General features: G+C 35.0%; 12 protein-coding genes and 2 pseudogenes. 9 read left to right on the top strand and 5 right to left on the bottom strand.

Going from position 1 to position 11671, the window contains the following annotated elements; translation table 11 throughout:
- Positions 1-56: 56 nt before the first annotated feature.
- Entirely contained in the window at positions 57-236 is a 180-nt protein-coding gene (locus AA637_RS11025; RefSeq protein WP_446682794.1) for a (2Fe-2S)-binding protein, read from the bottom strand.
- A 136-nt stretch (positions 237-372) separates the two neighbouring features.
- Positions 373-1410 carry a UDP-3-O-(3-hydroxymyristoyl)glucosamine N-acyltransferase gene (lpxD, locus tag AA637_RS11020; protein WP_446682793.1) on the bottom strand — a complete coding sequence of 346 codons (1038 nt, stop codon included), beginning with the start codon at positions 1408-1410 and terminating at the stop codon, positions 373-375.
- 10 nt (positions 1411-1420) lie between these two features.
- Here lpxD and AA637_RS11015 point away from each other — a divergent pair, with 10 nt between their 5' ends.
- From AA637_RS11015 to AA637_RS10995, 5 genes are all read left to right on the top strand, one after another.
- The gene (locus tag AA637_RS11015; protein WP_069791724.1) at positions 1421-1996 is read left to right on the top strand and encodes a TerD family protein; all 576 of its coding nucleotides are present in this window, start codon (positions 1421-1423) and stop codon (positions 1994-1996) included.
- Between the two features lie 231 nt (positions 1997-2227).
- The gene (chlP, locus tag AA637_RS11010) at positions 2228-3451 is read left to right on the top strand and encodes a geranylgeranyl reductase (RefSeq protein WP_446682792.1); all 1224 of its coding nucleotides are present in this window, start codon (positions 2228-2230) and stop codon (positions 3449-3451) included.
- 88 nt (positions 3452-3539) lie between these two features.
- On the top strand, positions 3540-3689 hold the full coding sequence (locus tag AA637_RS11005; protein ID WP_446682791.1) for a hypothetical protein: 150 nt from the start codon (positions 3540-3542) through the stop codon (positions 3687-3689).
- A gap of 83 nt (positions 3690-3772) precedes the next feature.
- A complete protein-coding gene (locus tag AA637_RS11000) occupies positions 3773-5080 on the top strand; it encodes an NF041680 family putative transposase (protein ID WP_446682790.1) in 1308 nt (435 codons plus the stop codon).
- A gap of 353 nt (positions 5081-5433) precedes the next feature.
- Positions 5434-5970: a hypothetical protein gene (locus tag AA637_RS10995; protein WP_446682789.1), complete on the top strand. Its 537-nt coding sequence runs from the start codon at positions 5434-5436 to the stop codon at positions 5968-5970.
- Here the strand turns inward: AA637_RS10995 and AA637_RS10990 are convergent.
- Positions 5963-6809 (bottom strand): annotated as a pseudogene (locus AA637_RS10990) (IS630 family transposase). The gene AA637_RS10995 and the pseudogene AA637_RS10990 overlap by 8 nt on opposite strands.
- A 78-nt stretch (positions 6810-6887) precedes the next feature.
- Here AA637_RS10990 and AA637_RS10985 point away from each other — a divergent pair.
- The gene (locus tag AA637_RS10985) at positions 6888-7706 is read left to right on the top strand and encodes a sulfotransferase domain-containing protein (RefSeq protein WP_446682788.1); all 819 of its coding nucleotides are present in this window, start codon (positions 6888-6890) and stop codon (positions 7704-7706) included.
- Positions 7707-7857: 151 nt separating this feature from the next.
- Here the strand turns inward: AA637_RS10985 and AA637_RS10980 are convergent, their stop codons facing one another.
- A complete protein-coding gene (locus AA637_RS10980; RefSeq protein WP_446682787.1) occupies positions 7858-8760 on the bottom strand; it encodes a sulfotransferase family protein in 903 nt (300 codons plus the stop codon).
- A 203-nt stretch (positions 8761-8963) separates the two neighbouring features.
- On the opposite strand from AA637_RS10980, the gene AA637_RS10975 reads away from it, so the two are divergent.
- Both AA637_RS10975 and AA637_RS10970 read left to right on the top strand, forming a co-directional pair.
- Positions 8964-9689, top strand: a complete 726-nt coding sequence (locus AA637_RS10975; protein WP_446682786.1) for a hypothetical protein — start codon at positions 8964-8966, stop codon at positions 9687-9689.
- On the top strand, positions 9689-10027 hold the full coding sequence (locus AA637_RS10970) for a transposase (RefSeq protein ID WP_446684578.1): 339 nt from the start codon (positions 9689-9691) through the stop codon (positions 10025-10027). The genes AA637_RS10975 and AA637_RS10970 overlap by 1 nt, the downstream gene beginning before the upstream one ends.
- Here the strand turns inward: AA637_RS10970 and AA637_RS10965 are convergent.
- Positions 10024-11085, bottom strand: coding sequence for an IS4 family transposase (locus AA637_RS10965; RefSeq protein ID WP_446682785.1), 1062 nt, complete (start codon positions 11083-11085; stop codon positions 10024-10026). The genes AA637_RS10970 and AA637_RS10965 overlap by 4 nt on opposite strands.
- Before the next feature lie 332 nt (positions 11086-11417).
- Between AA637_RS10965 and AA637_RS10960 the strand changes: the two are divergent.
- Positions 11418-11669, top strand: a pseudogene (locus AA637_RS10960) (Npun_R2821/Npun_R2822 family protein); the annotation flags it as partial.
- Positions 11670-11671: the final 2 nt, after the last annotated feature.

The following is an 11671-nucleotide window of genomic DNA, read 5'->3' as shown; positions in this document are numbered from 1 at the left end:
ATTAAACTATTTCCATAAAAACTATTAGATGATACCTTTGCTTGTCTCAAATTGATTTAACGGACAGAAGGGTTAGCCAGAGCCATTTCCAAGACTTTACAAGCACGAGATTGACAACTACCACAACGAAGGGATACGGAAGTTTGCTCAGATAATTGATCAATAGAAGATACGCCTTGTTTCACTGCTTTGTGAATATCTTTCTCTGTAACGGCATTACAAATACAAACGTACATGGTTACTTCCTGCTAATATTTAGCAATAACTTTTTGCTTATCCTCATTATTGCAAATAAATTTCATTATGTCCACTAATTTTTAAAAAAAAGAGGGTAGGTTTCCCCACCCAAAAATTATTTATTTGGAACAAGCCCTAATTCTGATTGTTTCTTTTTAATTCTTTATAGAATTTATACATATCGGGAAGATATTTATACATCCCTGCTACTTTTAAATAGAGTTTGTGGGGCATCGAGGGGGTGCCTGAGACGGTTTCTCCTGATTTTACGTTGCTAGAAATTCCTGTCTGGGCAGAGGCGATCGCTCCATCACCAATGACCGCCTGATTAGCGATACCCACCTGCCCTCCTAAGATGACTCTATTACCCACTGTAACTCCACCAGCTAAACCCACTTGCCCGGCAAAGGCACAGTTTTCACCTATTTGACAATTATGACCAATATGCACCAAATTATCGAGTTTAGTATTTTTGCCTATGGTTGTCGTTCCCACCGCAGGACGATCTACTGTACTATTACAACCAATTTCCACACCGTCTTCTAAGATTACGTATCCTGATTGTGGCATTTTGTACCATCCTTGGGGTACGGGAACAAAGCCAAATCCCTCCGCTCCAATGACTGCTCCGCTTTGAATAACGCAGTCTGCTCCAATTTGGGTTCTTTCATTAATACTACAATTACTATGAAGCTCGGTGCGATCGCCTACAACACAATTAGGATAAACCACAACATTAGGATGAATTACCACATCATCTCCTAGGGTTACTCCTTCGCCAATAACCGCATTAGCTCCGATAGCGACATTTTTCCCCATGATTACCTCATCAGCAATTACTGCTTTCGGGTGAATTTTGGCTTCTGGCCTGTGGGGTTGATAAAAAAGCTCAATGGTTTGGGCAAAAGTAAGACGAGGATAGGAAGATGATAACCAAGCGATCCCCCTGTTCGTTGCGTTTTCTTGTAAAGTTTGATCACATGGTAGAATAAGGGCTGATGCCGGGGTGGTAGCTACCATCTTTGCAAATTTATCCCCTTCAATATAGCTTATGCTATGGGCGATCGCCCCTTGAATAGGAGTAATAGTAACAATTTCAGGATTAAGTTCAGGATTTTGGTTTAAACTGTGACTTTCGGGGGATAATTGACTAATAATATCACTAAATTTCATGGGTTAAACTATGAGTATTTCACTGGAAAAAGGACAAAGAATTTCATTAACCAAAGTAGCACCGAGCTTAGTAGCTGGTTTTATTGGACTAGGTTGGGATGTAAATACCACCGATACGGGGGGAGATTTTGACCTAGACGCCTCAGTTTTCCTTCTTGGGAGTAATGAAAAAATTGTTTCCGATAAACATTTTATTTTTTACAATAACCTAGTTAGTCCCGATTCTGATCAGTCTGTCAAACTTTTAGGAGACAACCGTACTGGGGATGGAGATGGAGATGATGAAGGATTGATTGTGGACTTGAGAAAAGTACCTCCAGAGGTGGAAAAAATTGTCGTCACCGTCACCATATACGAAGCCGATAAAAGAAAACAAAACTTTGGTCAGGTGAATAATGCCTATATTCGTCTAGTAGATGTCCAAACCAAGGAAGAAATATTACGCTACGATTTGAGCGAAGATTTCTCTGTGGAAACCGCAGTTATCATGGCTCAATTGTATAAACAAGAAGGCGAATGGCGTATTAATGCCGTGGGGTCTGGTTTTCAGGGCGGTTTACAAGCCTTATTAAATCTATACACTTAATCGATAGATAATTTAATATCTAATGGTCTTATTGATTCTTCTGAATTTGAGGTAGAAAAATTATTTGTACACAACTACAAAATGAGAAGTGTTAAGAAATATTGCTTTCTTTGTTAAGGACTGTTGCAATATGGAAAAATTTATCGAAGGATAGGACATTGTCCTTTACCTTTTTATAATAGATACAAAAAGCAATTTATTAAAAATATAAATTTTAGGAGCAAGAATACCGTGACAATTCGGGTAGCAGTAGTAGGCGGCGGACCTTCTGGATCCTCAGCAGCTGAAATTTTGGCAAAAGCGGGTATTGAAACCTATTTGTTTGAAAGAAAACTAGATAACGCTAAACCTTGTGGCGGTGCTATTCCTCTATGTATGGTGGATGAGTTTGATTTACCTCCCGAAATCATTGACCGTCGGGTTCGTAAAATGAAGATGATTTCTCCTTCCAATATTGAGGTGAATATCGGTCAAACTCTCAAGGATAATGAGTACATTGGGATGTGTCGCCGTGAGGTTTTAGATGGTTTTATGCGCGATCGCGCCGCTGAACTAGGGGCGAACCTCATCAATGGTACGGTATATCAATTAGACATTCCCGATAATGATACTAGCCCTTATACCCTTCACTATGCAGACCATTCCAATGGTAGCGCCCAAGGGGAAATGAAAACCCTTAAAGTTGACCTCGTAATCGGTGCCGATGGAGCCAATTCTCGTATCGCAAAAGCCATTGATGCTGGGGATTATAACTATGCGATCGCCTTTCAGGAAAGAATCAAACTCCCTGAAGACAAAATGGCATACTATGATGAATTAGCCGAAATGTATGTGGGTAACGATGTATCTCCCGACTTTTATGCTTGGGTATTTCCTAAATATGATCACGTTGCCGTCGGTACAGGTACCATGAAAGTCAACCAATCCATGATTAAAGACTTACAAGCCGGTATCCGTCAGAGAGCAGCCAAACGCCTTGAGGGGGGAGAAATCATCAAAGTAGAAGCTCACCCCATTCCCGAACATCCTCGCCCCCGTCGTGTAGTGGGCAGAGTAGCCCTTGTGGGTGATGCAGCGGGTACCGTTACCAAATCCTCTGGAGAAGGTATCTACTTCGCCGCAAAAAGTGCCAGAATGTGTGCTGAGGTGATTGTAGAAACCAGCAATAATGGTCAAAGAGTACCCACCGAAGCGGATTTAAAAACTTACCTCAAACGTTGGGATAAACAATACGGTACTACCTATTTAGTATTAGACATCTTACAAAGAGTTTTCTATCGTAGTGATGCTACCCGTGAGGCTTTTGTGGAAATGTGTGCTGACATCGATGTACAAAAAATCACCTTCGATAGCTACCTCTACAAAACCGTAGTACCTGCAAATCCTTTAACTCAGCTTAAAATTACAGCTAAAACCATTGGTAGTCTTCTACGGGGAAATGCGCTCGCACCATAGAAAGTTAACATAAAATCAAATAGTATTTAGAATAGAGGTTGATAAAGTCGCCTCTATTTTTTTTCAAAAATTTGTACCAATAAAACTCATGTTACTGCGTAAAATACAGGGAAAAATCAGCCAGATTAATCAACGATTGGCAGCTAAAACATGGCCTAATAAATCTATTGTTTATTACACTGGACATACTCTTTATGAATGGAGTCCTAAAAGTCTTGATAACTGTAGTTTAGACTAAATGGGGAGAGAAAGAAGGAAGGGCAAGACAGAAAAGAAAAATAGAGAGAAAATATAAATAAGCAAAAATATAGTTTTCTCTCCATGAACAAATATAGCAGAATAGAAAAGTTCCGTGAAGATAGTTACTCAATGTTGGTCAAAAGTAAAGATGCAACTTTTGAGTTGATGGACAGTATAATGACCATGGAAAAAGTAGGAAGTGTAGCTCAACTATCCCTATCTCCATTTTTTCGGCGTCAATGGCATAGTACCTATGAAGCCATAGAAGATTGTCGGCTAAATAGTAACAAATTGATGAAAAGATGTATTCAAGAAATACCACCATTAGAATACATATTACTGGGTATAGACCACACTCCGTGGGCATTTAGAGATAGCCCCACCATGAAAGATAGAACTTATCAATACTCTAATTCATCGAGCAATTCATCGGTCATAGGACAAGGATATAGCACTATCGCTTGGTTACCACCATTGAATGAGAAAGGAAGTTGGGCATTACCTTTAAGACACGAAAGAATCACATCCTTTGAAAATCCTCTGGGTAAAGGGACATGGCAACTAAGGCAAGTGTGTAGAAAATTGCCAGAAAATAAACCGAAATTAGTAGTGTTGGATTGTGAGTATGGCAATGGCAAATTTATTAAGCAAACCGCAGATATTGAAATCAGTAAGTTGATTAGAGTACGTTCGAATCTATGTCTATATGGTAATCCTCCACCCTATAGCGGGAGAGGCAGACCGAAAAAACATGGGGCAAAGTTGAAATTAAATCAATGTGACCATTTTCCCCATGCCCATGAAATATTGGAAATGGAAGATTCATCCCTAGGAACAATACGTATGAGTAAATGGGAAGAACTTCATTTCTACAATGCCCCTTCACAAAAGCTAACTCTGTTTAAAATTGAACGATTAAAGCCGAAAAAAACTGGTGCTTTACATCGCCCACTGTGGTTAATCTGGGTGGGAGAGCAATTTTTATCTTCTTCCAATATTTGGATTCAATATAGCCGACGATTTGGTGTTGACCACTGGTATCGTTTCGCCAAACAAAGGTTACATTGGACTTTACCTCGTTTTCGCACTCCTGAGAGTTGTCAAAGGTGGAGCAATTTAATTGTCAATATCACTTGGCAGCTATGGTTATCCAAGGATTTAGTCAAAGAATATCATCTGCCATGGCAAAAACCTCAACAGAATTTAACCCCTGGAAGAGTTGCTCAGTCTATGATTTCATTATTGATGGATATTGGCAGTCCTACTCTTTCTCCTAAAAGTCGGGGAAAATCTCATGGGTGGCCTAAAGGGCGAAAAAGAAACAAAGCTAAAGTTTATCCTACGGTTAAAAAGCGTTTATCTAAGACTAAAAAAAGACCAAAAAAATAACTTTTAAGCCATTATTAAATTCATTTATCTTCTTTTTGAGCTAATCTTTGTTAGCTTACTTATTCTCTTACAATTTTTTTTAGTCTAAACTACAGTGATAAGGGTTTAGGAGGTTCAGAAATAGCCGTAATTTCCTTGTCAAAACAATGGGTAACTCTAGGCTATCAAGTAACTATTTTTAATAATTGTAGTGCTCAGGAAGGTAACTATGATGGCGTTAATTATTTAAGTTACGATAAATTTAATCCATTTGATACTTACAATATTTTGATTATTTGGCGTTATCCGTGGAGGCTAAATCAATCAACCAAAGCACATAAAATATACTATACTTAGACTTACATGAGGTTTTGTTGCCAGAACAAGTTTCAAAAGAAAAACTGAGTAAATATGACCAGATTTTTGTTAAATCACGATACCATCGCCACTTATTGCCCGAAATAGAAAATAAAAAAATTAAAATAATTACTAATGGTGTTACTAAAGATTATCTAAAATATGCTGATTTTCCAAAGCAACCATACAAAATTATCTACGCCTCAAACTACGGCAGAGGACTAGAGCAAATGTTGCTTTATGGATGGAACATTATAAAAAAAGAAATACCCCAAGCCACCCTAGATATTTATTATGGCTTTAGTTCTCATTCTAAAAATGATTCTGAATGGAATCTATGGAAAGAAAAAATGATACAGTTAATGACTCAAGAGGGTGTTACAGAACATGGAAGAATAGGGGTGGATGAACTTATCAAGGAAAAAGCTAGTTCAGTTATTCATTACTATGGCTGTACTTTCCAAGAAATAGATTGTATTTCCATCAGAGAATCTGCTTTGGTAAAATGTATTCCTTTTATAGTCAATAAAAATAAGACTGAGACATTTAGCTAGTACAATAATTGTAAATTATTTCATCTAAAGTTATTGTACTATCGCTATACATTTTTGCTCTTTTTAAAGCACTAAAATCGTGTTCAATATCATTTAAATCTGGTGAATAAGTTGGTAAAAACATTACTAGATGACCTGCTTCTTCTACTAATTCTTTTATCATATTTTTTCGGTGGATTGGTGCATTATCCATTATTAGTATTGAAAATTGTTTTAGTGATGGTAATAAATACATTTTTAGCCATGATTCAACACTTTCTGCATTTAAACTTCCTGTAAAGATCATTGGAGCAATAAAATCTTTTTCTTTCTTTCTTCTTCCTGCTACTAAATTTTCTCTTTTTCCTCGTTTTCCTTGTTTCTCATCATAAATTTTTTTTCCTTTTTTTGACCACCCATAAATGCAAGTACTTATTTCCTCAAATCCTTACTCATCAATAAATACCATACTCTTACTTCCGTATTTTTTGACTAATTCTCTTAATTTTTGTAAGTATTCTATTCTTTGTTTTCTATTTCTTTCTCTATAACGTAACTGTTTTTTTTCTTGTTATGTTCATTTTTTTGAATGCATGAGATATTGCTGACATTGTTACTCCAAATTTTTTCGCTCTATCTATTAATTTATCATCTGGATTTTTCACTACATCTTCATATAGTGCTGATTTATCTAATTTTCTTTGACGAGTTTTGACCACTGTTGGTCTTAAATCTTTTCTATTCAACCATCTATATATTGATGCTCTTGATATTCCAAATATTCTCGATGCTTTTGTTACGTTACCTCTATTTTCTACATAGTCAATTACTTTTTGTCTTAATTCTATATCATGGGGCATTATACTTAAATATAAAAATAATTACTTCATCCATTATTTTACCCTTGATTGGTTCATACTTAAGTAAAGTGACTATATATGCCAACCCATAAAGAGCCTGATTTTTTGGCCCTAGAAGGAGAAAAATTAGAATATCCAGGCCCTAAAGGCACTTTTGTAATGAAAAATAGAGTCACTGATATTGATAGTTATCAAAAATTATTTGACCCTGTAACCACCCAAAGGGCGATTGGAGAAGCCTCAACACTATACATCTACAGCGAAAAAGCTGTTCAAAGAATCAAGCATTATATTCCTGATGTTAAACTAATAGCCATCCTGAGAAACCCAGTGGAAAGAGCATTTTCCCATTACTTATACTGGACTTCTCAAGGATATGAACCTGACACTGACTATAATTTTGCTCAGGCAATTAAGGAAGAAGAAAATAGAATAAAGAATGGTTGGAGTCATAACTGGCATTACATACAAAGAGGTTTTTACTATCAACAATTAACTAGATACTTTGATATATTTGACACATCTCAAATAAGAGTTTATTTGTACGAAGATATAATTACTAAACCAGAATTAGTTACTAAAGATATTTTTAATTTTTTAAACATTGCAGATGATGTTGCAATTAATTTTCAGAAAATTCATAATAAAACAGAAGTGCCAAAAAACAGAACTGTTAATACTCTTTTTAATCGCTCTAATCCTATAAAATCAATTGTAAAACCTTTTATCCCAAACTTTTTGAGAACTAAAATTGCGAATAAGGTCAAAGAACATAATACTGGCAAACCTATTCTTTCCACTCAAATTAGACAAAAACTTATAGACTTATATCAAGAAGATATTTTACAACTCGAAAATTTAATTACTCGAGACTTATCCAATTGGTTAAAAACATAAATTTACTCATAAAAAACTTGATTTTAAATCAAATAAAAATACACCAAAGTTAAATTCACTGAGTGATAGAATATTAGCCTCGTAAGTCACTGCAAGGCTTATATGATAAACTCTACCATTCTAATGTAGTATGATTCCACTACTTTATGGTCTAAAGCCAGTGAGATAAATCTTTATCAATTAAATCTTGAAGCAATAAAATATCGTCACGATAACTCTGTTTAAGTGTTTCCTTAAATTCTAAAGATATGGGTAAGGTGATATTTTTATCCAATGTTTGTGTGTTTAATTTTTTAATAGTTTGCAATAGGCTAGAACGCAAATGGGAAGGGATGAAAGATTTTAAACTAGTCTTGATAGAAGACTTATTTGATAATATTTGGTGAATAGTTTTATTTTTAGGAACTTCTCTAATACCTTGAGTAACATTTTTTTTGACTGACGTGTCTGGAAGAAAATTATCGTTAACATTTAAGAATCTAAATATATCTTGTAATACTAAGTTTGTATTCTGTGTAAAGTCTTCATATAAATATATTTTTATTTGCTCTTTGGGGAATAAGTCAAAATAATGTTTTAAATGTTGATAATAATATCCAGTATTTTTGTACATAAAATGATAACTATATCCTTCTTTTAAGCGTCTTTCTTCTTCCATTATTGCTTGTTTAAAGTCCTGTAAAGGCTCTGCATTTAAACTTTTACTAGCTCGAAAGAGAAAGTGAGAATATGCCCTTTCCACAGGATTTCTGAGAATAGCAATTAATTTTACATCTGGGAGATAGTGTTTTATTTTTGGGGCAGATTTAGACGCTAAACATAGATATACAGGAGAAATTTCCCCTATGGCAGTTTCTGCTTTAGTATCTCTAAATTGTTCTTTGTAATCCTCAATGTTATTAATTGCATTCCCAAATGTCTCTCCTTCAAAAGCAAAAAACTTCAATTCTTTTTGAAATGGTAGAAAAATTTCAGGATGTTGCTTTAAATAGTAGTATAGAGATGTAGTTCCTGCCTTTGCGGCACCAATGACTAAAAAATTAGGTAAACTCATAGAATTACTTTACATGGTATGGTTAACATTACGGTTAGTTTACTAATCAAGTATAGTCCAACTAATCTCTAAGCATATAATACAGGCAAAAAAAACGAATTGAATAAAAGTATAAAATTTTAAAAAGTGTGAAAAATAACATACCCATTTATTTTTATTTACCAAACTTGTCTGAATATTAAATTCCAAATGATATTAATGATTTGGATTCAAAAAATGTATTTGTCAGTTGGATTCTACAAACGTATTTACGATTAAAAGCCATTCATTTTTCTTGTCAATTAGTTGATAAATTGCCAGAGGAAGGGATCATTGTTGGGTATAGATATTCTTTTCCATACACATCAAAACCATCAGATAAAAGTTTATGGGTTTGTGTTAAAGGTGATCAAAATCCTCACCCATACGCACAATTATGTGTTGTACAAAATAAAAAAGAAGTAGATTTATGGGATTTTAAAATTCAGTTATTACAAGAAGACAGATACTTACTGCCTTGCAAGCGCTTTTTTATGCCTCACTGGCCTCAACCTAATATCATTTCTCGTAATCCAGAGAGGAAAGAGATATTTGAAAATATTGCTTTTTTTGGTGTGAGTTATAATCTAGCTTCTGAGCTTAAGAGTCAAAAATGGAAAAACACCTTAGTCGAAAAGAACTTACAGTGGATTGTTGAACAAGATAGGTGTGCTTGGAATGACTACAGCTATGTTGATGCTATTGTTGCCGTTAGAAATTTTAACTCAAAAGATGATTACTCTTGGAAACCTGCATCAAAGTTATACAACGCAAAGGATTTACCGCCTTATTCTACAGTTTACTGGCATTATAAAAACTGGAAAAAAGAGGGTATCTTTGAAATGGTGATGTGTGAGCTTCATAAGCAACTAAGGGAAAAAGTAAAAAAAAATCCACTTGGACTCGATTAATAATCATTGATTCTCAAGCAGTACAAAATACTTGTAGTGCAGGAGTAGAGAGTAAAGGATTTTGTAGGTATAAACTCACCAATGGTATTAAAAGACATTTAGCAGTGGATAGTCTGGGATTTCCTTTTTTCACTTGTTGCACAAAGGCAAGTGTTTCCGATGATCGAGGATTAATCATGATGTTGAGTGAGAACATAGATTATTTTCGTGCCAAACCCATGAATGTTCATAAAATTACGATTCTCGTGGATTCGGGTTATCATCCTGATTTTATCATGAGGGAATTAGAAAAAGTTTATCCACAAATTGGAAAGAAAATTCGTATGGAAAAATCCTAAGTACAGGACAAAAAATTTAAACATCTTATAAATTCATTCTGTTTTAGATCGATGTCAAGAAAGATCATTCTTAGATGGTCGAGTCCATAACGAAAAATACTTTTTACTCGCCGACCATGTTTTTTGATTTTTAATGGTATCTGTTCATGTAACCATTCTCCTATTAAAATTGCCCAACACAGAGCTAAACTCATTAATGCGAACAATTTACTTAGTCTTTCTGGCTGATTAAAATGAGTAGATTCTAAATGAAATCCTCTGGTTTTAAACATCCCGAATAGTGTTTCAATGCCCCATCGATGAGCGTAATCAGCAATTGCACTCTTCCCAGAGTCATTGCTAATTACAATTAGTAACTCCCCATCTTCTAAACGTAAAGCAGACACATAAACTTGTCTTCCCCAAACCCAACGTTTACCTGAAAGAGTTTGAGATTCCCCCATTCGAAGATGAGCAAAAAGAATTGATGAGGCCAGACTTTTTTGCCCATCACCAATCTTATGATCTGCTTTAATCCTCAAACGAAAAGGAATTTGAGGTTCAATCATTAGATAAGTCAACCATTCCTTACCGATAAACTCTCTATCACCACAAATATAGGATACTTGAGCTGTGGGAAAAATCTCCCAGAATTGATCCAATAAATCCATTCTTTCACAACTGTTAGAATTACCTTTCTTTTCTAACATTGTCCAAGTGATGGGAAAAGCAACACCCTTATGAACAATACCCAAAACAAAAATATTAAAACAAGTAGAGCCAAAACACCATTGTGTTCGGTCAATACTTAAAACCCATGGTTGAGGTATATTCATCAAGGAAACTATGGTTTTAGCAATCAGACTCAAATCAAGGTTAAAATTAGCAAAAAATCGTTGAAGTCTCTTATAGCTCGATTCTGGTTTAGCACAGGTACGAAAAGCTAAGGAAAGACTTGTTAAATCAACGGTTCGCACACGAATCAATGCCATCAAAAATAATGCTAGAAAATTTAGTCTTGCACCGTGCCATGGTAAATGTTTTTTCAAACTATCACGAAGTAAGTTAACCTGATTCATAGGAGGATTTGTTTGATTTTTTGTTAATTTCTATCAAACCTCCTACCTTCTAATATTGCAACCCCTCTTTTTATTTTTTTGTCCTGTACTGAGGGAAAAATCAGGCAAAATCTCTTCTGAACAAAAAAAATCAGAAGGAAAAAAAGGATTTGTGGTAGTCAAAGCAAGATGGATCATTGAAAGATCTAATGCTTGGATGGAAAGATGTAAAAATTTGGTCAAAAACTTTGAAAGAACCTTATTCAACTCCACCCAAAAAGTTAACTTATGTTTTATTCGATTACTTTTAAAAAGACTCACTGCTTCCTGAGATACCAAATGGGTTCTATAAAGATAACCTGCTATACGACAAAGGAGTTAGATTAACTTATTTGCATTATATCGGAGTTTCTTCCAGTCTTTTTACTAGGGCATGTGCAGGGGAAAATCTTGATTTTCCTTACCGTGATATTTTCTTACACTATCGTTATTTACATGAACCTGAAAAGATGCCAAAATTCGTAGGGAAACCTAAACCCTATAATCCTCCCCCGACTTTTATTGATAAGGTGTTTAGAAAATTGGGAGTAAAAACCAAGAAATAGTT

Source organism: Cyanobacterium sp. HL-69 (assembly GCA_002813895.1).
Taxonomy (GTDB): Bacteria; Cyanobacteriota; Cyanobacteriia; order Cyanobacteriales; family Cyanobacteriaceae; genus Cyanobacterium.
This window is presented reverse-complemented; position numbering and strand designations above follow the sequence as displayed.